Here is a 21,570-nt window from a genome sequence, read left to right as displayed (position 1 = left end):
TTTTGCGGGGCGTATCGGGCGTCCGGCCGATGTCGACCGGGGCTATTGAGGCGTTCGTTCAGCCTTCGTGGTCCTGCTGCAGCAAGGCTTTCAGGCGGGCGACTTCGTTCGACTTGACCTGAACGGGTTTCCCGTCAACCGTCTGGAGCGTGGTGCCGATCTGCAGTGACTCGCTCTGCCCGAAACGGTTTGCCTTGGCCATCTTGCCGTCCGGAAAGATGTAGAGCGTTCCGCCGTCGGCGAGTGCGACGGTCTTCGAAGCCGCCTTTTCGGCGGCGTTGTCGGCGAGCGCGGGGAGGGTGGTGAGCGCCGCTGCAGCGGCGAGCAGAATGGATGCGGTAGTTGCTTTCATGACGGACTCCTGTTTTTGACCAAAAACACGCATGCATTGGAGCAGGCGCGATGCCATGGGGCATGTCGGTCACTATGGGGAGACGATGCGAACAGCACGCTGACGCCCGCGTTACAAAGGAGACAGGCTCCCGTCATCTGCGCCCGCTTCGCCGTGTGCCGCGTCGAACAGTTCGCGCAGGATGCCGCACTGGTCGGCGCGCCTCGGCGTGCCGCAGCAGCCGCGCAGCGTGTCGAGCTGGGCTTCGAGGCGGCGCAGTGCTTCGATGCGGCTGCGCACTTTGGCGAGCTGCGTGTCGATCAGCCGGTCCACGTCGACGCAGACGGCCTCCGGGCGGTCGGCCACGGTGAGCAATCGCGCGATGTCGGCCAGCGCGATGTCCAGCGTGCGGCAGTGGCGCACGAAGGCGAGCCGTTCGAGGTGCGCTTCCGTATAGCGGCGCTGGCCGCTGTCGCTACGCGCCGGTGCGGGCAGCAGGCCGAGGCGTTCGTAGTGGCGGATGGTTTCGACCGAAGTCGCGGTGATCCGGGCGAGTTCGCCGATGCGCATGGTGGGGTGCTCCGCTCGGTTGTGGGACGTGGGACGGGGTTGACCCTGCAATCGTTGCAGGGTTTCCAATGGCACCGGTCAAGACTTCGGAGAGGCCGTCATGGCGGGTTGTTGCGATGCGGGATGTTCCACGCGGACTGCGGTGAGCCCGCAGTTTCGTCGTGCGCTGTGGATTGCGCTGGTGGTCAATGCCGCGATGTTCGCGGTCGAAGTGGTCGGCGGCCTGAAAGTGGGGTCGACGTCGTTGCTGGCCGATGCGCTGGACTTCGCTGGTGATGCGGCGAACTACGGCATCTCGCTGGCCGTGCTGTCGATGGGTTTTATGTGGCGTTCGCGCGCGGCACTGGTGAAGGGCGCGACGATGACGGTGTTCGGCGTGTTCGTGATCGGCAAGACGGTCTGGGCAGCCTTCAACGGCGTACCGCCGGAGGCCTTCGCGATGGGCGCGATTGCGGTGCTGGCGTTGATTGCCAACGTAGCGGTGGCACTGCTGCTGTACGCCTATCGTGACGGCGACGCCGACATGCGCTCGGTGTGGCTGTGCAGCCGAAATGATGCGATCGGCAATGTCGCGGTGCTGATCGCGGCCTTCGGCGTGTTCGGCACCGGCAGTCAATGGCCGGATCTGGTGGTGGCCGTGGTCATCGCTGCGCTGGCCATTACGTCCGGGCTGGCCGTCATCCGGCAGGCACGGGGCGAACTGTCGGCGCTCCCGGCGGCCGCTGCGGGTCGCACTACCGGCTGAGCGCAGGATTACATCTTTGACAGCTTGGTTCGGGCTTGTGTGGCGCTGGCACAATGCCGGCATGCTCAAGGGGGTGAAGACGATGAAGGTCCTGATCGTCGAGGACGAACCGAAGACCGGGGACTATCTGCGTCAGGGGCTGACCGAGGCCGGGTTTGTGGTCGATCTGGCGCGCGACGGGCTCGATGGCCTGCACGCCGCGACTACCGGCGAGTACGACCTGGTCGTGCTCGACGTGATGCTGCCGAGGCTCGATGGCTGGGGCGTGCTCGAGACGCTGCGCCGCGCCGGGCGCGAGACGCCGGTGCTGTTCCTGACGGCGCGCGACCAGGTGGAGGACCGCGTACGCGGGCTGGAGCTGGGGGCGGACGATTATCTGGTCAAGCCGTTCGCCTTTTCGGAGTTGCTGGCGCGGGTGCGCACGCTGCTGCGGCGCGGTCGCAGCAAGGAGCCCGAAGTGTTGCGTGCGGCCGACATGGAGCTCGACCTGCTGCGCCGGCGCGTGCTGCGGGCCGGCCAGCGCATCGACCTCACGGCCAAGGAGTTTGCACTGCTGGAGCTGCTGATGCGCCGGCAGGGCGAGGTACTGCCGCGTTCGCTGATCGCCTCGCTGGTGTGGGACATGAACTTCGACAGTGACACCAACGTCATCGAGGTTGCGGTGCGGCGTCTGCGCGCCAAGGTCGATGAACCGTTCGAACCCAGGCTGATCCGCACCGTGCGTGGCATGGGCTATGTGCTGGAGGCGGACGAAACGACATGAGCGTGCGCCGCCCCTTGTCGCTGACGGCGCGTTTCGCGCTGATCTTCGCCGCCTTCGCGGCCAGCGTGCTACTGATGGCGGGCATGATCATCGAGCGTGCGGTGGCGACGCACTTTGATGAGCTCGACGAGCACGATCTGGGCGCCCAGATTTCGGTCGTCAGCAATCTGCTCGCGCACACCGCGTCGGAAGCGCAGTTCGGTGCCATGGGCTCGCGGCTTGATGACATGTTGGGCGGAAATTCGATGGTGGCGGCCGTCGTGACCGACTCCGCCGGCCGCGTGCTCCATGCCGTGCGTGGCGACGTCTTCCCGCCTGATACCCGAGTTGCCGTCAACGGCTCGCCGCGTAAATGGACGCGCGACGGGCGAGAGTTCATCGGCCGCGTCGCGGCGTTGGAGTTGCCGCTCGATCCGCCGCGCCGCATCCACCTGCGCGTTGCGCTCGACATCTCGCACCATAGCCATTTTCTTGACGCCGTGCGGTTGCGCCTGTGGCTGGGCATCTCTCTGGTGGCGCTGCTTGCGGCAGGGCTGGCATGGTTCGCCGCAAGGCGTGGGCTGGCGCCGCTGCGCCGGGTGAGCGCGACGGCGCGCCGCCTCTCCGCCGAAGGCCTGGGGGAACGGCTCACGCTGCGTGATGCGCCGGCCGAGATGCAGGAGCTGGTGGAAGCGTTCAACGGCATGCTTGAGCGGCTCGAGGCTGCTTTTCGCCGGCTAGATGCGTATTCGGCCGATATTGCCCACGAGCTGCGTACACCGGTGTCCAACCTGATGACGGCTACCGAGGTGGCTTTGTCGCGCGCCCGCAGCGCCGAGGAGTACCGCGATACGCTGCACTCGAACCTCGAAGAGTTCGAGCGTATGGCGCGCATGATTTCGGACATGTTGTTCCTGGCCAAGGCCGACCAGCGCCGTCTGCCCCGCGCCGCCGAGGCGGTGGCGCTGCAGGACGAGGCCGCCGCGCTGGCGGAGTTCTATGAGGCGTTGGCCGAGGAGCATGGCGTGGCGATCCGGGTGGCCGGCGCCGCGACCGTTACCGGCGACCGCTTGATGTTGCGCCGCGCGCTATCCAATCTGTTGTCGAACGCCGTGCGCCACGCCCGGGCCGGAAGCAGCGTGGACATCATCATCGAGTCGGACACGGCTGAAGTGCGGGTGTCGGTGAGTAATGCCGGTGACGATATTCCGCCCGAGCGCGCGGCCGGGCTGTTCGAGCGCTTTCACCGCATCGAAGACGAACGCCCGCGCCGCGGCGAGGGTGCTGGCCTGGGCCTGGCGATTACGCGCTCGATCGTCGAGACGCACGGCGGCGGCGTATCGCTGCTCTCGGGCGAAGGGACGACCCGCTTTACATTGCACTTGCCGTGTCGGCGTGCGGAACCTGACGACATGATTTCGACTCCATGACCAATCAGGGCGCGGCCTCACAGCCGCTCGCGATCCGCCACCCCGACTGCCATGGTCACCGTGAATACGCCCCAAGGGAGAAACAGGATGCTTTCCAGGAATGCTTTCGGCATTATTGCGCTGTGCGCGGGCTTGCTCGGCTCGTCGGTCGGTTTTGCCGCCGGCGAGGAAGTGGTGGTCTATAAAGATCCGAATTGCAGTTGCTGCGGCAAGTGGGCCGACCACTTGCGCGAGAACGGATTCGAGGTGCGCGAAGTCGCCGCGCGCGACATGCCGCTGGTCAAGCGCGAAGCCGGCGTGCCGCGTGCCCTGGGGTCGTGCCATACGGCGCAGGTGGGCGGTTACGTTGTCGAAGGCCATGTGCCGGCGTCGGATGTTCGCCGGCTGCTGACCGAAAAGCCGAAGCTGGTGGGTGTCTCGGCGCCCGGCATGCCGCTCGGTTCGCCGGGCATGGAAGGCCCGTATCCGGCCGAGCGTTACGATGTTGTGGGCTTTGACGCGCAGGGCAATACCACGGTGTTCTCGCGTCACTGATTCGGGTTTGCTGAACTCGTAGGGGACGCGATGCGCCGATTGCCCGTTCCGCTGTACGCATTGGCCGCCACCGGCGCGCTGTTGCTCGTCGGTTGTGGTGAGCCATGGCCGGAACGTGGCATCGACCCGACCAATCCCGCCAAGCTTGCCATCGGCCAGGAGGTCTATGCGGACCATTGCGCCGCGTGCCACGGCGGGAAGCTCGAAGGCCAGGCCGATTGGCGCATACGTCGTGCCGACGGCCGTTTGCCGGCGCCCCCGCACGACGCCAACGGCCATACCTGGCACCACTCCGACGAGATGCTGTTTGCGATGGTGCACGACGGCCTGGTGCCGCCGCTGGCGCCCGAGGGCTATCTGAGCGACATGCCGGCCTACGGCGACGTTCTGTCCGACGACGAGATCCGAGCGGTGCTGGCCTACATCCAGAGCACATGGCCGCAGGAGATCCTGCAGGCGCGGCGCCAGATGGCGCAAAGCGGGCGCTGACGGCTAGCAGCAAGAGAATGATTTGCAATTACAAATGAGAGTAACTATCATCTTCTTCTGATTTCTGCATTCATGGCCGGTATCTCAAGAGCGGCCAGCACGCACAGGAGAAGCAAGTGTCTCGTCTCACCGGTCCCCGCCTCAAAGTCATGCGCGCGCTGGGCACAGCCCTGCCGGGGCTGTCGCGCAAATCCATGGAAAACCGCGATTACCCGCCGGGTCAGCACGGCCAGAAGAACCGTCGCCGTTCGGACTTTGCGCTGCGCCTGATGGAGAAGCAGAAGCTGCGCTTCAACTACGGACTGACCGAGGGTCAGATCCGCAAGCTGTTCCGCGAAGCCAAGAATTCAAAGGCGCCGACTGGCGAGAAGCTGCTCGAACTGCTCGAGCGTCGTCTCGACAATGCCGTGTTCCGCGCCGGTTTTGCGCCGACCGGCATCGCTGCCCGCCAACTCGTCAGCCACCGGCATGTGCTGCTCAACGGCAAGTCGGTGAACATTCCGTCGATCCGCATCAAGCCGGGTGACGTGATCACGCTGACCGACAAGGGGCGCCGTATCCCCGCGACGGTGGAGTGCATTGAGAAGCCCGAGCTGGAGCGTCCGGAGTGGATCAGCTTTGATGCCACGACGGTCACCGCCAGCGTCACGCGCGTGCCACACCACGACGAAGTTCCGTTCCCGGTGGAAGTCCAGCACGTCGTCGAATACTACGCAGTGAGGATGTAATCATGAGCGACGCCCTGCGCTACGAGGCCCGCCCCGAGCTTGCGCTGGCGGCCGTCATGCAGTTGATGTCGCGCTTCCCGGCACGTCGTTCGCCGGTGGTGGCGGACGCTGTCGTGAAGCATCTGGAAGTCATTGCAGCCGATCCCCGGCTGGCGGACGAAGTGCGCACCTGCGCTCGCGAGATGTGCGCCGAATGGGATGGATACCGTTCGCTGTGTGCGGACATGCCGTGTCTGCCCAAAGGCGCGTTGGCGTCCTGACCTGGCTGCGCCGAAGCAATATGAAACGCCCCATGCGCTTGCTGCACGGGGCGTTTCGTTTTGTGGGCTGGGTCTGGAGCCCTAAAGCAGCCACCATGCGATGCCGAACGCCATTATCAGCAGCGGCAGCGACCACAGGTGAAACTCGCGCCACAGCCCGGGCTGGCGCGACAGGCGCAGTGCGATCAGATTGGCGAGCGAGCCGAGCGCCGTGCCGAAGCCACCAACCGCCGCAGCCCATGCCAGCGTGCGCCAGTCCTCGGTAAAGCCGTCCAGAAAGATCGTCGCCGGTACGTTGCTGATGGCCTGCGACAACAGCGTGCCTGCTGCCAGCAGGCCACCTGGAAACGCCAGCAAGGCCGGCATCCGCTCAGCAATCCATGGCAGTCCCGCGAGCAAGCCGAGGTCGATGAACATCAGCGCGAATACCACCAGCAGCAACCAGTCCACTCCCCGCAGTACCCGCGTCGCAATGGCCAGATACAAGGTGATCACTGCGGCCGCCCCCCACAGCGTGTAACCCGCTTCGGCTACCAGCAGGAAAGGCGGATACAGCGCCAGTGACAGCCACATCAGACGGGCGTCGAGCGGCGGGGTGACCAGCGGAGCCGCCATGCCGATGCGGCGGGCCGGAAAGGCCAGTGGAATCAGCACGAGAATCAGCGTCAGCAAGGCGGCCGCGAGCGGCAACATGGCGAGCGCGAACTCGACGAAGCCGGCGCCCGATGATTGCCAGAGGAAGAGGTTTTGCGGATTGCCGACCGGGCTCAGTGTGGAGCCTGCATTCACCGCCAGGGCTTCGAAGATCACCAGCCGTCCGACAGACAGTTGCGCCGCAGCGTTCAGGCTGATGGTCAGCGGTACGACGATGAACAGCGCTACATCGTTGGTGACCACTGTCGACAGCGCTGCGGAGAACAAGACCAGCGACGCGGCGAGGCGGCGCTCCCCGTGCGCGTGCGTGAGCAGCCATTGCCCCATGCGTGCCAGCAGGCCGCTGTCCTCCAGCCCGCGCGAAAGTACCAGCAGGCCGGCCAGTGCAGCGATGGTGTCCCAGTCCACCAGCGCCGGCAGTTCGACCGCGCGTTCGGGGGCCGGCAGCAACAAGGCCGCCAGGCCGATCAACAGCGCCAGCAACAGGCGGTCTTCGGTCAGTCGGCTCAGAAAAAAACGGACGGTGGGCATGGCGCGTATTGTGCCGTGTCCACCGTCCTCAAGGAGGGCGGGAGGAGGCCGCCCCGGGGGTTGAATCGATGATCTGAAGGAGGATCAGTTCATCATCGATTCAACGCGCATGCGCAGGTCGGGATCCGACTGCAGCGCGATGGCGATACCGTTGTAGGTTTCGACCTCGAGGCCGGCTTCATTCACCGTTTCGACCATTTGCTGGACGGCTTCGGTCTGCAGGCTGGCGGCCTTTTCGGGGTCGTTCACGTCGAGCAGTCGTTGCGAGTAGTCCGCGCGGATGGTTTCGATGGCCGGTTGGACCTCGGCGAACTTCTCCAGATCCTCTTCGGTGAAGTCCGCCGACTTGGCCGCGGGCTGGGCCGCTGCCGTGCCTTGCGGCGGCGGTGCCGATTGCGCGAGGGCTGCGGTGGAAACGCCGAAAGCAAGCATCAGGCTGGCCAGTAGCGGAGTGATCTTGGTCATGTGTATTACCTCCATTTGTGGGTCATGCCAGCCATACAGTGCGAACTTCGTGCCAGTTTCAGGCGTATTCCGGAAAGTCGCTTTAAAACAGTCGGATGCGGAGGTGTGTTGTCCGCGCTGCGGGGGCGATTGGATTGACCTTGTGCGCAAAAGTGTGTCATTTTGGCGCATGTGTCACATCTCCCGTCGGAGCTCATCATGCAAGCCCCTGCCGTTCTAGGCAGCCTGCGCAGCGTGCTCGCGCTGCAGGTTGTTGCCCCTGTGCTGGCCGTGCTGGCGCTGATTCTGATCGTGCTGCTGGCGGTGCTCGGGCAGTTCGTCGAAGGCCGAATGCAGCGCGACCTGCAACTGGTCGCGCGGGCGGTGCATTTCCCGGTCACGCAGGCGTTGGCGCGCCGCGACATCGGCGAGATCGAGTCCAGCCTGGCGTCGGTGTTCGGCATGAGCGAGGTGTATGGCGCCTATCTTTTCGATGGCGACGGCAACCGCGTTCTCACCTTCGGCACCGGTGAGCCGACCCGCGCGCAGGCCGGGGATGCGCTCAAGCTTTCGCGTGAGGGCCAGTTCGAGCAGTACGAGACCATTCGTGGCGAGAACGTCTATTCCTTCTTCCTGCCGCTGTTCGACGCGGGTGGTCAGCCCGACGGTCTGCTGCAGGTCACGCGCCGTCGCAGCGACATCGAGGCCGAGCTGCGCAAGCTGCATCTGCGGATCTGGGGCGGTTTCGGGCTGGCGGCACTGATCGTCTTCGGCATGCTCGGCTTCACGCACCGGCGAGCCATCGGGCGCCCGCTCGAAGAGCTGCTGCACAGCGTGCAGCGCGTTGCCGCCGGTGAGCGTGAACACCGCGTTCTCCCCGGCGGCCCGCTCGAGCTGCGGCAGTTGTCACACCGTTTCAACAACATGCTCGATGCCATTGACGAGGCCGAGGCGCGCGAGGCGACTGCGCGCGAGGAGCGCGGCCGTATCGAGGCGCAGTTGCGCCGCAGCGAGACGCTGGCGGCACTGGGCCAGCTCTCGGCCGGCGTGGCGCATGAGCTGGGTGCGCCGCTGTCGGTGGTGGACGGACGTGCGCGCCGGCTTCAGCGCACCGCGCGCAGCGACGAGGATGCGCGCGAACTGGGCGAGATCCGCGATCAGGTCGCCCGCATGACTTCCATCGTGCAGCAGTTGCTGGCCTACGCCCGCGGTGCGGGCAGCGGGCACGATCGGGTTGTCGTGGCCGATCTGGTCGCCCGCGTGCATGCGCAGGCAGAGGGCGAGGGCGTGGTCTCGACGTTGCGGCAAGGTGCCCCGGCGACGGTGCGAGGCGATCCGCTGGGGCTGGAACTGGCGCTCGTCAACCTGCTGCGCAACGCACGCCAGGCCTGTCCGGATGGCGTAGTGGAGCTGGGTTGGCGTATCGAGGACGGACGCGTGGCGCTGTATGTGGACGACGCCGGGTCGGGAGTACCCGAGGCCGAGCGCAAGCGCGTGTTCGAGCCCTTCCACACCACCCGCCTGCCGGGCGAAGGCACCGGGCTGGGGCTGGCCATCGTCGAACGCATTGCGCGCGAGCATGGCGGCGAGGCCGCTGTCAGCACCTCGCCGCTGGGCGGTGCGCGCTTTGAACTGGTGCTGAAAACCCTGGAGCAGCCACATGACTGAGCGCGCAAACATTCTCGTTGTCGAGGACGATCCGGCGCTGTCGCGGCTGGTCGTGGACGAGCTGGAAGCCTCCGGGCGTCGCGTGGTGGCGTGCGCAACGCTGGGCGAGGCGCGCACCGCGCTGGGCCGCAAGCTGCCCGATCTGGTGGTCACCGATCTGCGCCTGCCCGACGGGCATGGCATGGAGCTGGTCCGCGAGCTGATGGCGCGTGAGGAGCGTCCGGCCATCATCGTCGTCACGGCCTTCGGCAGCGTGCGTCAGGCGGTCGAGGCGCTGCAGGCCGGCGCCGACGATTTTCTGACCAAGCCGCTCGATCTCGACCACTTCCTGATCTGCGTCGACCGTGTGCTCGAAACCCGCCAGTTGCGCGACGAAGTCACGCGTTTCCGCCGTATCAGCAGCGCTGGCGAATCCTTTCACGGCCTGTTCGGGCGCAGCGCGGCGATGCGCACCCTGTTCGATCAGATTCGTGTCGTGGCGCGAGCCCAGGGGCCGGTGCTCGTCAATGGCGAGAGCGGCACCGGCAAGGAGCTGGTGGCGCGTGCTATCCACGCCGAGAGTGAACGCGCCGAAGGGCCGTTTCTGGCGGTTAACTGTGCCGGCGTGCCGCAGGAGTTGATGGAGAGCGAGTTCTTCGGCCACGCCTCCGGCGCCTTTACCGGTGCGCGCAGCGCGCGCCGCGGCCTGCTGCAGCAGGCGCATGGCGGTACGCTGCTGCTCGACGAGATCGGCGAAATGCCGCTGGCGCTGCAGGCCAAGATGCTGCGTGCGCTGCAGGACGGCTCGATCCGCCCGGTCGGGCAGGACACCGAGGAGCAGGTGGACGTGCGCATCGTCGCCGCCACTCACCGCGATCTGGCGCAGCGCGTGGCCGACGGCGAGTTTCGCGAGGACCTGTACTACCGGCTGGAGACCTTCGCGCTGAGTGTGCCCGCGCTGCGCGAACGTGATGACGACGTGGAGCTGCTGGCGCAGCGCTTTCTGGCGAGTTTTGCGGCCGGGCAGAGTCGTCCCGCGCGCGGCTTCTCGTCGGACGCGCTGGCGGCCCTGCGTGCCTATCCCTTTCCCGGCAACGTGCGCGAACTGCAGAACGCCGTGGAGCGCGCGGTGGCCTTCTGCCCGACCGAGACGGTGGAGCTTGAGCACCTGCCCGAGCGCGTGCTCAAGCCGGCTGCGGCGGCCACGCCGAGTGCACCGCGCGGCGATGGCGGGCTGCTTGACGGTCCGATGCTGCCCACGCTTGACGAAGTACAGAAGCGCTATGTGCGCCGTGTGCTGGCCGAAGCCGGCGGCAATCGTCGCCGCGCCGCCGCGTTGCTGGGCATCGGGCGGCGCACGCTGTACCGCTGGCTGGACGACGAGGCGTCCGACTGAAACCGCTTACTGCGGCGGCAGCAGCGGGGCGATGCCCTGCAGGTAGGCGTTGCCGTACTGGATGACTTCGTCGCGGTTCAGGCCTTCGCTGTAGAAGTGCATGGATTCGACCTCGCCCTGCAGGTTTTCGATCTCCTTGCGCAGCTTGGCCAGCGACTCTTCCAGCGTGTAGGACAGGCTGTGGATGTCGTGGATGTCGTACTCGCCGACTTCGCCGCCCAGCAGTTCGGCGAGCTTGACGTTGGCTTCGCGCAGGTTGGCGACGGCTTCGGCCAGTCCGGCGGCCTGCTTGCCCTGATAGTGCGCAACGCGCTCGGGTGCTTTCTCGTCGGCGAAAGTGGTTGTGGAAAAGGTGAGCGCCACGGCGAGGGCGATCAGGCTGAGGGTCTTCTGCATGGAAGGCTCCGTGGTGATAAATCGGTCAGTAGAGGTCGCGACGGTAGCGCCCGTCGCGCATGAGCTGCGCGAGGGTCTCGTCGCCAAGGATCTCGCGCAGTGTTTCGTGCACCGCTGGCCCCATGCCCACGGCGTTGCCGCAGACGTAGATCGCCGCATCGTCGGCAACCCACTGGCGCAGCGTGTTGGCGCTGTGGGCGAGGCGGTGCTGCACGTATTCGCCGGGTCCGTCGCGCGAGTACACCCGGTCGCAGCGCGCCAGCAGGCGCTGTTGCTTGAGCTGGTCAAGTTCGTCGGCGTGAAAGGCATCGTGTGCCGCGTTGCGCTCCCCGAACAGAAGCCAGTTGCGGCCATCGCCCTGGCGCGCGCGCTGGCGCAGGTGGGCAAGCAGGCCGGCCAGACCGGTGCCGTTGCCGATCAGGATCAGCGGGCGTTCAGCGTTGTCGCCCAGACGGAAATTGTGATGCGGGCGGATGCGCCCGCGCAGCACGCTGCCCACCGGCGCTTCGCCGCACAGCAGTGCCGACATCAGGCCGGGGCAGCCTTCAGCGTCAAACACGGCGCGCACCAGCAGATGTACCGCGCCGTCTTCCGGCAGAGAGGCCATCGAATAGGTGCGCGGCCGGTGGTCGCCGCCGGGGGGCAGCAGTTGCAGCAGATCGCCGGCCTCCCAGGCGGGGGGCGACACCACGGCAGCATCGGCCTGCGGCCCGGCCACGGCCTCGAATTCGACATGAAAGGCCGCAGCGCCGGCACTGCCGGGGTTGAGGTGGTGGCGTGCACGGATGCGCCACCAGCTGGTGGGTGCCTCCGCCACGGTCTCGGCGGCGTTGGCGAATTCGGCCAGACGGTGGCGCCAGACCTGCAACCCGGCCGGTTCGGCGCCGTCGAGATCAATCCGCGGAAACAAGGCCTCGGCGCCGCAATCGCCGAGCCAGGCATCCAGCTCGCGGCCGAAACCGCAGAAGCGCGGGTAGTGACGATCACCCAGCGCCAGCACGGCATGGCGTACGCCGCGCAGGTCGGGATGGGTGTTCATGACGCGTTCGACGAAGCCTGCCGCATTGTCGGGCGCATCGCCTTCGCGGCAGGTACTGGCAATGAACAGCACCTGTCCGGCGCGGCGCAGACGGGCGGCGTCGACCTCGCCCAGCGCGACGACCTCGCAGTCCGCGCCACCGGCGCGCAGTGCGAGCGCGGCTTCATTGGCGAGTTCGTGGGCAAAGCCGGTTTGGCTGGCGAAGGCGACCAGCACCGGGCCATCCGGCCCGGCAGTGTCGCCGGAGGCAGCGGGGGCTGCCACACGGACAGCCCACCAGGCGCGCAGGCACAGACCGAGCCAGCCGGCGAGCAGGCCGGCAGCGCCGGCCAGTCGGGGCAGCTGGTCGGTGATCATGCGCCGGGTCTCACTGCGGCAGCACTTCCAGCGTGCCCATGTAGGAGGCGCGACGTTCGACATTGCCTTCCGCAGCGCCGCTGATCGAGGCGCTCAGGTAGTACATGCCGGCCTGCGGCCACTGCAGCGTGACGCGGCCTTCGGCGTCGGCGGTCAGCTTGATCTCGTCTGGCGCGTTGCGATAGCGCATCGCGCCGGGGAGGACGTGCACCTCGATGCCGGCGGCGGGCTGGCCGTTGTAATGGAAGGCGAAGGTGGCTGCCTCTCCGGCGTACAGGTCGTTGGGGTGGGTCACCGGCACCAGTTCCAGGCCTTCGCCGGTGAGCTGCGGCGCGGCCGGGCTGCCGACCGTGACGAAGGTTTCGACCCGGCTGGCGACTTCGCGCACGGTCAGTTCCGCAGCGTCGGCCGGCACCTTGCTCGCCAGTTCGGCGCGCGTGCCACGCCAGCGCTTGGTCTCGCTGCCTTCTTTCCAGCTCGCCATCACGCCGGAGCTGACCATGGCCAGACGGTAGGTGCCGTCGGCCGTCAGGTTCAGGTCGAACACCGAGCGCAGCTTGCCGGTCTGCACATTTTCCGGCGCAAGCTGGCTGCCGTCCGGCGTGGTGATCACGAGGCTGTCGTTGATCTGCAGCGGACGGTGGTTGAAGTAGAAGACTTCATTCGACGAGGCAGCGTCGACGGTGATGTAGCCGGCCTTCGACAGCACGGTGGACGACGGCAGCAGCCAGCGCTCGTGGGCACCGGCCAGCGGTACGGCCAGGGCCGTAGCAAGGGCGGCGAGGGCGATGCGGGTACGGAGTTTCATCGTGGTGCTCCTTCGGGTTGAATCAGGGGATGAGTTCGACTGCGACGCGGCCGAGCTCGCGCTCGCCCTTGGCCGATTCACGTTTCTGCGCAGCCGGCGGCCACTGCAGCGGCAAGGTGATGACCTCGCGGCCTCCGTGCTCGCGCGAGGCTTCGACCACCAGGCGGTACTCGCCCTTGGCGAGCGTGCCCAGCGGGGCCTGACCGGCGCTGAAGCTCAGCGTGTGTACGCCGGCGCCGCGCGTGGCCGAGGTCACGCCGTCGATCGGCACCGGCGTGTCGCGGCCGATGCGGCGCCACCACTGGCGGATGTCCTTGAGCCAGGTCTTGCCTTCGTCGTTGCGCATGCGTCCGTCGTACCAGACGGCCAGGTTGGCGGCCACGCTGTTGTCGGGGCGTTCCAGCCAGACCGCCACATACGGTCGCGGCGTGAGCTCGGGCAGTTCGATCTCCACGCGCAGGTCGGCGGCACTGGTCAGACCGGAGAAGGCGGCGCACAGCGTGCACAGCAGGGTTCGTTTCATCGGGCGATTCCTTTCAATGGATGAACAGCAGGACGAGCAGGGCCGGCAGCACCGCGCCGAGCGCCACCAGCGGCCACACGCTGACGCGTTGGCGTGCATGCAGCGCGAGAATGAACAGGCCGGTCAGCGAGAACACCAGACAGGCTGCCGCGAACACGTCGATGAACCAGCTCCAGGCGGTGCCGGTGTTGCGGCCCTTGTGCAGGTCGTTCAGATACGCCACGGCGCCGCGGCTGGTTTGCTCGTACTCGACCTCGCCGCTGCTGCGGTCGATGGCCAGCCAGGCGTCGCCACCGGGGCGCGGTAGCGCCAGATAGATCTCGTCGGGCGACCACTCGGCCGACAGGGCCGGTACGTGGCGTCCCAGCTCGGCGCCAAGCCAGCGCCGCAACGCGCGCGGCAACGGCGCTTCGTCTGCCTCGTTGTTCTCGAGCTGTACGCGCAGCTCGGCCGGCAGCGTGCGTGTCACGCTGCTGCGTTGTGGCGCAGATTCGAGGCTGCCGGAGTGATTGAGCGTGAAGCCGGTGATGGCGAACAGGATCATGCCGACCAGACAGATGGCCGAGCTGATCCAGTGCCATTGCATGAGATGGCGCATCCACCAGGCGCGACGAGCCTGAGGGGATGTGCTTGGAGCTGCGGTCGGGCGTGCCGGCAGGTGTTCGCTGTGCGTCGTCATCAATCAGCAAGGACGGCCGCCCTCGCGAGCGGCCGTCCTCGAGTAGGTCAGAATTTCAGGTTGGCCGAGACCCACAGATTGCGGGACTTGTCCTTGTTGTTGTAATCGTCGCGGTAGCTCGGCTGCCATCCGTTGATGCAACTGCTGCCGCTGGAGCATGTGACGAAGGTCGTGCTGTACGTGGTGAAGTCTTCGTCTAGCAGATTGTTGATTCGGGCGTTGATCGTGAGCATGCTGGTCACTGCGTAACTAGCGCCGAGGTGGAACACCTCGTAATCCTTGTAGTAGGCAGCCTTTCCGTCGATCTGTCCGCGATAGCGTTTAGAGCGGGCTTCCATGGTCAGGAATACGTTGAGTTTCGGCATGGCGCGCCAGTCCACCGTGGTGTTGAGCATGTGCTTGGCGCTTTGGGTCATCGGCTGGCCTTTGTTGGTGCCGCTCTTTTGTTCGCTGTCGGTGTAGGTGTAGTTGCCGCGCAGCATCCAGTTGTCGGCGATTTGCCAGCGGCCCGCCAGCTCCAGACCCTGGATCACGACTTTGTCGATGTTGGTGCTGCGGTTGGACGAGCTATAGCCAAGGTCGGAGTATTCGCCGGTGCTGGTGCAGCTGACGCTCGTTCCGGGGCCGCAGGGCTCGTTGGCGATCTTGTCCTTGAAGTCATTGCGGAACAGCGTTGCATTGAAGTTATGTCCGCGCGGGTGACTCCAATAGACGGCCACTTCTGCGTTGCGACTGGTTTCCGGCTTGAGATCGGGGTTGCCGTACATCGGAGAGGTGCCTTGACCACCGAAGCCCGTGATGCCGTCATAGAGCTGGGTGGTTTTTGGCGTTTTGTAGCCGGTGCTGATGCCGCCCTTGACCGTCCATTGCGGGTTGAAGCTGTAGACGCCATAGAGGCGGGGCGATACCTGGCTTCCGAACACCTTGTGATCGTCGTGGCGGACGCCGGCCGTGAGCGTGAACTTGTCCGTCGGCATCCAGTTGTCTTCGACAAACAATGCCCACATCTGGTGCTTCTGCGCTTTGCCCGGGGTGCCTTCCTCCATACCGAAAACGCCATCGATCAGCTCGCCGTCAATGACTTGACCGCCAACGACCAGCAGGTGATCTCCGGCCAGATTGGCCAGGGGGATATCGACTTTGGCGTCCAGCGTGTACTGGTTGCTCTGCAGTGTGCGTTTGCCGCGGGGCAGGAAGGTGGCCTCGGCGGCTGCACGGCGGTCGGTCTCGCTCATCCCTGCATAAGCGCCGGTGCCGTCAATCATGGCCAGCAGTTCCTCGCGTTCTGCCACCGTGAACGGCAAGGTCCGGCCATTGTTGTCGGTTTCGATATAGGACAGAGATACGTGGCTGGTGCCGAAATCCCACGTGCCCTCGTGGGAGAGCGACCACGATTTACGCGTGAACTCCTGCTCATCCGCGTAGCCAACGCGGGGGTTCGCACGACGTCCCGTAATAACCGAGCCACCACGATCTTCGCAGCCGGACGCTACGCCGCCATCGTCACAAGCGGACCAGTTTCCGGCCGACCAGATGGTGTCAATGCTATCGACGGTCCCGAGCGGGAAATTGCCATCCACAGGCTTGTTGTCGTAGACCTGCTTGGACGTGTCGTAATCGAAGGTGATGCGCTGGTTCTCGGTGGGTGTCAGGAAAAGACTGAAGCCGAGCGCCTTGTTGGTGTTTTCGACCGTTCGCCCGCCACCGCCAAAGCCCAGGGTGCGAGGGTGGGGAGTGCCGTCCGGTGCAGTCGCGCCGGCATACTGAGGGTTTGATGCGTCGCGATCATATTGGCTGCCGCGCACGCTCATGCCGAGCAGGCCTGGCTTGATCGGACCGCGCAGACTGAAGTCGATGGTTTGATCGTCGCCGAAATCGCTGTTGCTTTGGAACGTACGTCCGGCTGTAACCGAACCGCTCCATTTGGTGATGTCTTTCTTGGTGATGATGTTGATCACACCGCCAAGTGCATCGGCGCCATACAGGGTGGACGCTGGGCCGCGGATGACTTCGACGCGCTCGATGGCGTCGAGCGGTGGCACGTGGTTGAACTGGTTGCCGCTGAAGCTGTTTGGGTAGATGTCGCCGTGGTTGTTCTGGCGTTTGCCGTCGATCAGGATCAGCGTGTAGTCCGACCCCATGCCGCGCATGCTGATGGTGCGCTGACCGGTCTTGTCGGTCGTTTCCCCCACGTCGACCCCTTCAAGGTCACGTACTGCGTCGATCAACGAGGTATAGGGCTTGCTGGCCAGTTCCTTCTGCGTCACGACCGAGATGCTGGCCGGCGCGTCGGTGATCTTCTGTTCGAAGCCGGAGGCGGTGACGACGACGTCGTCAAGGAGGGCGTCGGATTGTTGCGCGAAGCCAAGCGGCGCAGTAAAGCTCAGCGCGAGCGCACAGTGCAGGGGGCGCAAGGCAAAAGCGGAGCGCATGCTCCGCAGGCGGCGAGCCATGGTGAATCTCCAGTCAGGGATGGGGCGATGGCTGGCTGACTGGCTGGCGTTGTGAGGACGCACGCAGATGGCTGGCTACGAATCAATAAATGATAATGACTCGCATTAAAATTTGCAACAAATGTGTCAGGTCGGACTCAGGGTCGGGCGGCCGCATCGGGGCGCCAGCCGCCGCCCAGGGCCTTGTACAGGTCGGTGGCTGTGGTGAGACGCGCTAGGCGTTGCTGGGCGAGCTGATCCTGGGTCTGGAACAGCGTGCGCTGTGCGTCGAGCACGGCAGCGAGGTCGTCCGCGCCTTCGCGGTAGCGCAGTTCGGACAGGCGCAGGCTGCGTTGCGCCTCGTCCCGGATGGCGCGTTGCGACTGTTCCAGCTCGTTGGCGCGGGCGACGTTGCCCAGTGCGTCCTCGACTTCCTTGAGGGCGGTCAGGACGTTCTGTCGATAGGTCTCGATCAGTTCACGCTGACGTGAGCGGGCGGTGTCGACCTGCGCGCGCAGCCGTCCGCCGTCAAAGATTGTCTGCGCCAGTGCGGCGGCGATGGCAGTGCTGCGCGTCGGGTCCGCCAGCGAAAGCAGTGCGGCGCTGGCCAGGCCGCCCGACCCGGTGAGCTGCACGCTGGGCAGCAAGGCCGCGCGTGCGGCGGCCACGTTGGCATCGGCCGCAGCCAGCCGTGCTTCGGCGGCAGCAATGTCGGGGCGGCGTGCGAGCAGCTCGGCAGGCAGTCCGGCCGCTACGGCGGGCACAGACAGTGCTTCGAGTGCGCTCTCGGGCGACTCGAACGCCTGCGGGAAGCGTCCGGCCAGCAATGCGAGGGCCGAGCGGGTCTGGCGCAACTGCACTTCGAGGGGTGTGATGGTGGCGCGCTGCGACAGCACCGTGGTGCGCTGGCGCGAGACGTCCAGCGCCGAGGCTGCGCCGTTGCGGTAACGCACCTCGACCAGCGACAACAGCCGTTCGGCGATGGCGAGGTTCTCCCGCGCGATGCGCAGACGCTCTGTCAGCGCGAGCGTCTCAAACCACGTCGATGCAACGTTGGCGTCCAGACTCAGGCGCACACCGTCGAGGTCGAAGCGGCTCGCTGTGAGGCCGGCCGAGGCGGCATCCACGCCGGCCGCGAGGCGCCCCCACAGATCCACCTCCCACGAGATCGAGAGGCTGGCCGAAGTGGCTTCGGTGGTGCTTGTCGATGCGCCGTCGGGCTGGCTGCGACGCTCGCTGGTAGTGGCTCCCAGGCTCACGCCGGGCAGGCGCGAGGCGCCGGCCGTACGCAAGGCCAGTTCGGTCTGCACCACGCGTTCGGTGGCGATGGCCAGGCCCGGATTGTTGTCGCGCGCTTCGCGCACCAGAGTGTCGAGTGCCGGAGCGTTGAAGGCCTGCCACCATTGGGCGTCGACTGCAGCGGCGGTGGGGTCGGCGGTTTCGTTCCAGCCGCCCGGCAGAGCGTAGTCAGGGCGAGAGGACGGCTCGGTGATGGCGCAGCCGGCAAGCACCAGCACGGCAAAGGTCGGCAGCAGGAGTCGGACGGACAGGGTGTTTTTCATTCGGAAGCCAGTGCGGCGACGGGGTCGAGACGGGCCGCTTTGCGGGCGGGCAGGAAGCCGAAGATCAGGCCGGTGGCGAAGGCGCAGCCGAAAGCCAGCACCACCGGTGCGAGTGAATACACCACCGGTGTGCCCAGCCACTCGATCAGCGCGGTGGTGCCCAAGCCGACGCCAACGCCGATCAGGCCACCGAGCGCGGAGACGGTGAGCGCCTCGATCAGGAACTGCTGCAGGATGTTGCGCGTGCGTGCGCCGGTGGCCATGCGGATGCCGATTTCGCGCGTTCGCTCGGTGACCGACACCAGCATGATGTTCATCACGCCGATGCCGCCGACCAGCAGCGAGATGGCGGCAATCGACCCGAGCAGGATGGTCATGGTGTTTTGGGTGGCCGACACGCTCTCGATGATCGAGGCCATGTTGCGGATGTTGAAATCCTCCAGTCCATGGCGTGCCAGCAGCAGTTCCTGCACGCGTTGCTGGGTGGCGTCGATGTCCTCGCCGTCGGCCACTGCCACCGTGATCGAGCGCAGATAGCGCTGGCCGAACAGGCGCAGGCTGCCGGTGGTCCAGGGCACGAAGATCACGTCGTCCTGGTCGCGGCCCCAGCCGGTGGCCCCCATCGGGGCCATGACGCCGACGATCTGGAACATCACGTTGTTGATCACCACATATTCGCCGATCGGCGAGCGCGAGCCGAACAGTGCATTGGCCACCGTTTTGCCGAGTACGGCGACCGTAGCGTAACGCTCGTCGTCCTCGGCGCTGAAGAAGCTGCCCTCGGCAACGTCCCAGGTGCGCGCCACCACGAAATCGGCCGACGTGGCGCTGGCGGTGGTGCGATGGTCGGCGTTGCCGTAGCGGATGGTGACGCTGCCCTCTTGTTCGGGGACAGAGGCCAGCACGCCAGGCAGAGCGCCGACGGCGCGCATGTCTTCCAGCGACAGCGTGGCGGTGACGTCGCGGCCGCGCTGGTTGGGTGCGCCGGGGCGCACCGTGAGCAGGTTGGAGCCCATGGCGCTGATGCGGTCCACCACGGCCTGTTTGGCGCCGTCGCCGATGGCCAGCATGGTGATCACCGAGGCCACGCCAATGACGATGCCGAGCAGTGTGAGGATGGTGCGGAAGACATTGGCGCGCAGCGCGCGTACGGCGGTCAGCGTGGCTTCGATGAGCTCGCCCAGCGGCGAGCTGCGGTCGACATGGGGTTCAAACGCCACCGGCACTGCAGGCAGTTGCGGGCCGGGGTCGGACAGGATGCGACCGTCGCTGATCTCAATGATGCGGTCGGCGTGCGCAGCCACCTCGCGATCGTGCGTGATCAGGATGACGGTATGGCCCTTGGCCGAGAGCTCGCGGATGAGCTGCATCACGTCGGCGCTGCTGCGCGTGTCGAGCGCGCCGGTGGGCTCGTCGGCGAGGATGATGCGGCCACCGTTCATCAGCGCGCGGGCAATCGACACGCGCTGCTGCTGGCCGCCCGAGAGCTGGCTGGGGCGGTGGTGCGTGCGCTCGTCCAGCCCCAGTTCGCCCAGCAGTGCGGTAGCGCGCGCGTGGCGTTCGGAGGCCGGGGCGCCGGCATAGATGGCCGGTACTTCGACGTTCTCGGCCGCGGTGGCCGAGCCGATCAGGTTGTAGCTCTGGAACACAAAGCCGAAGTCTTCGCGCCGCAGGCGGGCCAATTCGTCGCGGTCGAGCTGCGACACGTCCTGCCCCATGAAGCGGTATTCGCCGGTGGTCGGGCGGTCGAGGCAGCCGAGGATGTTCATCAGCGTCGACTTGCCCGAGCCGGACGCGCCGATGATGGCGACGAACTCGCCGGCATGAATGCTGAGGTCGATGCCGTGCAGCACGCGCGTTTCGATCTCGCCGTTGTGATACGTGCGTGTGATGCCGCGCAGTTCGATCAACGGCGTGCCGGCCGTCCCGGCGCCGTCGGGCATGGCGAGCGGGGTTTCGGCCTTCATCGCGGGTGCGCCGGCATGGGCGGATTGCGCGCGCCGGCCGCACCCGCCGCACGGCCGCCGACCACCACGCGTTCGCCGGCTTCCAGGCCGGAGACGATCTGTGCCGCAATGCGGCTGGTCAGGCCGACCTGCACCGCGCGTTCGCTGATCGTGCCGTTCTCTTCAACAACACGCACCGTGGCCTTGCGAGCCGGCGGACCGCGGCGTTCGACACCCTCGGCGGGGGCCTCGGCCGTGCGCGCAGGCCGCTCCCCGCGCGGCGAGCCGTCGCCGGTGCCGCGCACGGGGCGTTGGCCGCCTGCTGCGCCGGAGGGGCGGGAGGCCAGTCCCGCAAGGGCGGCGATGGGCACGCTCAATGTGTCCTCGGCACGTGCGACGACAAAGAACACCTGCGCGGTCATCTGTGTCATCAGCCGGCGGCCGGCGTTGGGGACTTCGAACAGCGCGTTGTAGAGCACGACGTTGTTGGTGACGGTGGGCGTCGGGTCGATCCGGCGCAACTTGCCTTCCCAGCGCTGGCCGTTGGCGCCGAGCGTGGTGAACCACACGTCCATGCCCACGCGCAGGCGGCCGACGTCGGCTTCCGAGACCTGGGTCTCGACCGTCATCGTCGACAGATCGGCAATGCGCAGGATGGTCGGGGCGGACTGGTTGGCGTTGAGGGTCTGGCCCTGACGTGCGGTGATGGACACCACGGTGCCGTCCATCGGCGCGGCGATGCGGGTGTATTCAAGGTTGGCTTCGTCGGCGCGCAGGCTGGCTTCGGTCTGATCGATCTGCGCCTTGAGCGCTTCGATCTGGGCCTGGGCCGCAAGCAGGCCGGCCTCGGCCGTCTGCAGAGCGTCACGCGTGGTGGCGTCCTCGGCCATCAGATTGCGCTGGCGTCGGGTCTGCAGCTCGGCCAGCTGGAGATTGGCCTGGCGTTCGAGCAGCTGCGCACGCTGGCTGCGCAGTTGCGCACGCGTGGCGTCTACGCGGCTGGCCAGCACGCGTGCATCGATCTCGGCGAGCAACTCACCGGTCGATACATCGTCGCCGACTTCAACGTGAATGTGGTTGAGCAGCCCCGATACCTGCGCGCCGACATCGACATAGTCGCGCGGCTGCAAGGTGCCGGTGGCCGTGACGATGTCTTCGAGCGTGCCGCGCTGGACCGGTGCGACCACCAGGCCCGCCGTGGCGTCATTGCCGCCAAACAGGGTGCCGCGCGCCAACCAAAGGCCCGCAGCCAGCGAAACAACGAGCACACAGGCGACCGTGATGCGGGTGGTGCGGGAGCGGGGCGGGATGGCGATCATGGTGTCGG

22 protein-coding genes are annotated in these 21,570 nt (G+C 66.5%); 9 read left to right on the top strand and 13 right to left on the bottom strand.

Annotated elements, in window-relative coordinates; translation table 11 throughout:
• Positions 1 to 58: 58 nt before the first annotated feature.
• Both AC6H0R_RS12930 and AC6H0R_RS12925 read right to left on the bottom strand, forming a co-directional pair.
• Positions 59 to 352, bottom strand: coding sequence for a CopK family periplasmic copper-binding protein (locus AC6H0R_RS12930; protein WP_497581766.1), 294 nt, complete (start codon positions 350 to 352; stop codon positions 59 to 61).
• Between the two features lie 111 nt (positions 353 to 463).
• Positions 464 to 901, bottom strand: a complete 438-nt coding sequence (locus AC6H0R_RS12925; protein ID WP_497581765.1) for a Cd(II)/Pb(II)-responsive transcriptional regulator — start codon at positions 899 to 901, stop codon at positions 464 to 466.
• Positions 902 to 1,043: 142 nt separating this feature from the next.
• Here AC6H0R_RS12925 and AC6H0R_RS12920 point away from each other — a divergent pair, with 142 nt between their 5' ends.
• The 7 genes from AC6H0R_RS12920 to AC6H0R_RS12890 all read left to right on the top strand — a co-directional run bounded on the left by AC6H0R_RS12920 (position 1,044) and on the right by AC6H0R_RS12890 (position 5,829).
• Entirely contained in the window at positions 1,044 to 1,646 is a 603-nt protein-coding gene (locus AC6H0R_RS12920) for a cation efflux transmembrane domain-containing protein (RefSeq protein WP_497581764.1), read from the top strand.
• 82 nt (positions 1,647 to 1,728) lie between these two features.
• Positions 1,729 to 2,409 (top strand): heavy metal response regulator transcription factor, encoded by a 681-nt coding sequence (locus AC6H0R_RS12915; RefSeq protein ID WP_497581763.1) that lies wholly within the window; start codon positions 1,729 to 1,731, stop codon positions 2,407 to 2,409.
• Positions 2,406 to 3,818 (top strand): heavy metal sensor histidine kinase, encoded by a 1,413-nt coding sequence (locus AC6H0R_RS12910; RefSeq protein ID WP_497581762.1) that lies wholly within the window; start codon positions 2,406 to 2,408, stop codon positions 3,816 to 3,818. Before AC6H0R_RS12915 ends, AC6H0R_RS12910 begins: the two co-directional genes overlap by 4 nt.
• An 87-nt stretch (positions 3,819 to 3,905) precedes the next feature.
• Positions 3,906 to 4,352, top strand: coding sequence for a DUF411 domain-containing protein (locus tag AC6H0R_RS12905; protein WP_497581761.1), 447 nt, complete (start codon positions 3,906 to 3,908; stop codon positions 4,350 to 4,352).
• Between the two features lie 30 nt (positions 4,353 to 4,382).
• Positions 4,383 to 4,841 (top strand): c-type cytochrome, encoded by a 459-nt coding sequence (locus AC6H0R_RS12900; protein WP_497581760.1) that lies wholly within the window; start codon positions 4,383 to 4,385, stop codon positions 4,839 to 4,841.
• 116 nt (positions 4,842 to 4,957) lie between these two features.
• The gene (gene rpsD, locus AC6H0R_RS12895) at positions 4,958 to 5,569 is read left to right on the top strand and encodes a 30S ribosomal protein S4 (protein WP_497574826.1); all 612 of its coding nucleotides are present in this window, start codon (positions 4,958 to 4,960) and stop codon (positions 5,567 to 5,569) included.
• A gap of 2 nt (positions 5,570 to 5,571) precedes the next feature.
• Entirely contained in the window at positions 5,572 to 5,829 is a 258-nt protein-coding gene (locus AC6H0R_RS12890; protein ID WP_497574825.1) for a hypothetical protein, read from the top strand.
• An 81-nt stretch (positions 5,830 to 5,910) separates the two neighbouring features.
• Here AC6H0R_RS12890 and AC6H0R_RS12885 read toward each other — a convergent pair whose 3' ends face one another.
• Together AC6H0R_RS12885 and AC6H0R_RS12880 are read right to left on the bottom strand one after the other, a co-directional pair.
• The gene (locus AC6H0R_RS12885; RefSeq protein WP_497581759.1) at positions 5,911 to 7,014 is read right to left on the bottom strand and encodes an SLC13 family permease; all 1,104 of its coding nucleotides are present in this window, start codon (positions 7,012 to 7,014) and stop codon (positions 5,911 to 5,913) included.
• Between the two features lie 84 nt (positions 7,015 to 7,098).
• Positions 7,099 to 7,479, bottom strand: a complete 381-nt coding sequence (locus AC6H0R_RS12880) for a DUF4168 domain-containing protein (protein WP_497581758.1) — start codon at positions 7,477 to 7,479, stop codon at positions 7,099 to 7,101.
• A gap of 198 nt (positions 7,480 to 7,677) precedes the next feature.
• Between AC6H0R_RS12880 and AC6H0R_RS12875 the strand changes: the two genes are divergently transcribed.
• Complete coding sequence (locus tag AC6H0R_RS12875) at positions 7,678 to 9,126, top strand: sensor histidine kinase (RefSeq protein ID WP_497581757.1); 1,449 nt, start codon at positions 7,678 to 7,680, stop codon at positions 9,124 to 9,126.
• Positions 9,119 to 10,501 carry a sigma-54-dependent transcriptional regulator gene (locus AC6H0R_RS12870; protein ID WP_497581756.1) on the top strand — a complete coding sequence of 461 codons (1,383 nt, stop codon included), beginning with the start codon at positions 9,119 to 9,121 and terminating at the stop codon, positions 10,499 to 10,501. Before AC6H0R_RS12875 ends, AC6H0R_RS12870 begins: the two co-directional genes overlap by 8 nt.
• Before the next feature lie 6 nt (positions 10,502 to 10,507).
• Here AC6H0R_RS12870 and AC6H0R_RS12865 read toward each other — a convergent pair whose 3' ends face one another.
• The 9 genes from AC6H0R_RS12865 to AC6H0R_RS12825 all read right to left on the bottom strand — a co-directional run bounded on the left by AC6H0R_RS12865 (position 10,508) and on the right by AC6H0R_RS12825 (position 21,562).
• Complete coding sequence (locus AC6H0R_RS12865; protein ID WP_497581755.1) at positions 10,508 to 10,897, bottom strand: DUF6746 family protein; 390 nt, start codon at positions 10,895 to 10,897, stop codon at positions 10,508 to 10,510.
• A gap of 25 nt (positions 10,898 to 10,922) precedes the next feature.
• Entirely contained in the window at positions 10,923 to 12,293 is a 1,371-nt protein-coding gene (locus tag AC6H0R_RS12860; RefSeq protein WP_497581754.1) for a sulfite reductase subunit alpha, read from the bottom strand.
• Positions 12,294 to 12,303: 10 nt separating this feature from the next.
• Positions 12,304 to 13,101, bottom strand: coding sequence for a DUF4198 domain-containing protein (locus AC6H0R_RS12855; RefSeq protein WP_497581753.1), 798 nt, complete (start codon positions 13,099 to 13,101; stop codon positions 12,304 to 12,306).
• A 22-nt stretch (positions 13,102 to 13,123) separates the two neighbouring features.
• Positions 13,124 to 13,624, bottom strand: a complete 501-nt coding sequence (locus AC6H0R_RS12850; RefSeq protein ID WP_497581752.1) for a DUF2271 domain-containing protein — start codon at positions 13,622 to 13,624, stop codon at positions 13,124 to 13,126.
• A 13-nt stretch (positions 13,625 to 13,637) separates the two neighbouring features.
• Positions 13,638 to 14,303, bottom strand: coding sequence for a PepSY-associated TM helix domain-containing protein (locus AC6H0R_RS12845; protein WP_497581751.1), 666 nt, complete (start codon positions 14,301 to 14,303; stop codon positions 13,638 to 13,640).
• Positions 14,304 to 14,350: 47 nt separating this feature from the next.
• Complete coding sequence (locus tag AC6H0R_RS12840) at positions 14,351 to 16,756, bottom strand: TonB-dependent receptor domain-containing protein (protein WP_497581750.1); 2,406 nt, start codon at positions 16,754 to 16,756, stop codon at positions 14,351 to 14,353.
• Between the two features lie 137 nt (positions 16,757 to 16,893).
• Complete coding sequence (locus tag AC6H0R_RS12835) at positions 16,894 to 18,297, bottom strand: efflux transporter outer membrane subunit (RefSeq protein WP_497581749.1); 1,404 nt, start codon at positions 18,295 to 18,297, stop codon at positions 16,894 to 16,896.
• A complete protein-coding gene (locus AC6H0R_RS12830) occupies positions 18,294 to 20,264 on the bottom strand; it encodes a MacB family efflux pump subunit (protein ID WP_497581748.1) in 1,971 nt (656 codons plus the stop codon). The genes AC6H0R_RS12835 and AC6H0R_RS12830 overlap by 4 nt, the downstream gene beginning before the upstream one ends.
• Complete coding sequence (locus tag AC6H0R_RS12825; protein WP_497581747.1) at positions 20,261 to 21,562, bottom strand: efflux RND transporter periplasmic adaptor subunit; 1,302 nt, start codon at positions 21,560 to 21,562, stop codon at positions 20,261 to 20,263. The genes AC6H0R_RS12830 and AC6H0R_RS12825 overlap by 4 nt, the downstream gene beginning before the upstream one ends.
• Positions 21,563 to 21,570: the final 8 nt, after the last annotated feature.

The organism is Pseudazoarcus sp. NS36 (assembly GCF_059703705.1).
This window is presented reverse-complemented; position numbering and strand designations above follow the sequence as displayed.

What these genes read in the sequence shown, in the direction of transcription:
- AC6H0R_RS12930 (WP_497581766.1), bottom strand. Translation starts at nt 352, where the DNA reads ATGAAAGCAACTACCGCATCCATTCTGCTCGCCGCTGCAGCGGCGCTC.
- AC6H0R_RS12925 (WP_497581765.1), bottom strand. Translation starts at nt 901, where the DNA reads ATGCGCATCGGCGAACTCGCCCGGATCACCGCGACTTCGGTCGAAACC.
- AC6H0R_RS12915 (WP_497581763.1), top strand. Translation starts at nt 1,729, where the DNA reads ATGAAGGTCCTGATCGTCGAGGACGAACCGAAGACCGGGGACTATCTG.
- AC6H0R_RS12910 (WP_497581762.1), top strand. Translation starts at nt 2,406, where the DNA reads ATGAGCGTGCGCCGCCCCTTGTCGCTGACGGCGCGTTTCGCGCTGATC.
- AC6H0R_RS12905 (WP_497581761.1), top strand. Translation starts at nt 3,906, where the DNA reads ATGCTTTCCAGGAATGCTTTCGGCATTATTGCGCTGTGCGCGGGCTTG.
- AC6H0R_RS12900 (WP_497581760.1), top strand. Translation starts at nt 4,383, where the DNA reads ATGCGCCGATTGCCCGTTCCGCTGTACGCATTGGCCGCCACCGGCGCG.
- AC6H0R_RS12890 (WP_497574825.1), top strand. Translation starts at nt 5,572, where the DNA reads ATGAGCGACGCCCTGCGCTACGAGGCCCGCCCCGAGCTTGCGCTGGCG.
- AC6H0R_RS12885 (WP_497581759.1), bottom strand. Translation starts at nt 7,014, where the DNA reads ATGCCCACCGTCCGTTTTTTTCTGAGCCGACTGACCGAAGACCGCCTG.
- AC6H0R_RS12880 (WP_497581758.1), bottom strand. Translation starts at nt 7,479, where the DNA reads ATGACCAAGATCACTCCGCTACTGGCCAGCCTGATGCTTGCTTTCGGC.
- AC6H0R_RS12875 (WP_497581757.1), top strand. Translation starts at nt 7,678, where the DNA reads ATGCAAGCCCCTGCCGTTCTAGGCAGCCTGCGCAGCGTGCTCGCGCTG.
- AC6H0R_RS12870 (WP_497581756.1), top strand. Translation starts at nt 9,119, where the DNA reads ATGACTGAGCGCGCAAACATTCTCGTTGTCGAGGACGATCCGGCGCTG.
- AC6H0R_RS12865 (WP_497581755.1), bottom strand. Translation starts at nt 10,897, where the DNA reads ATGCAGAAGACCCTCAGCCTGATCGCCCTCGCCGTGGCGCTCACCTTT.
- AC6H0R_RS12860 (WP_497581754.1), bottom strand. Translation starts at nt 12,293, where the DNA reads ATGATCACCGACCAGCTGCCCCGACTGGCCGGCGCTGCCGGCCTGCTC.
- AC6H0R_RS12855 (WP_497581753.1), bottom strand. Translation starts at nt 13,101, where the DNA reads ATGAAACTCCGTACCCGCATCGCCCTCGCCGCCCTTGCTACGGCCCTG.
- AC6H0R_RS12850 (WP_497581752.1), bottom strand. Translation starts at nt 13,624, where the DNA reads ATGAAACGAACCCTGCTGTGCACGCTGTGCGCCGCCTTCTCCGGTCTG.
- AC6H0R_RS12845 (WP_497581751.1), bottom strand. Translation starts at nt 14,303, where the DNA reads ATGACGACGCACAGCGAACACCTGCCGGCACGCCCGACCGCAGCTCCA.
- AC6H0R_RS12840 (WP_497581750.1), bottom strand. Translation starts at nt 16,756, where the DNA reads ATGGCTCGCCGCCTGCGGAGCATGCGCTCCGCTTTTGCCTTGCGCCCC.
- AC6H0R_RS12835 (WP_497581749.1), bottom strand. Translation starts at nt 18,297, where the DNA reads ATGAAAAACACCCTGTCCGTCCGACTCCTGCTGCCGACCTTTGCCGTG.
- AC6H0R_RS12830 (WP_497581748.1), bottom strand. Translation starts at nt 20,264, where the DNA reads ATGAAGGCCGAAACCCCGCTCGCCATGCCCGACGGCGCCGGGACGGCC.
- AC6H0R_RS12825 (WP_497581747.1), bottom strand. Translation starts at nt 21,562, where the DNA reads ATGATCGCCATCCCGCCCCGCTCCCGCACCACCCGCATCACGGTCGCC.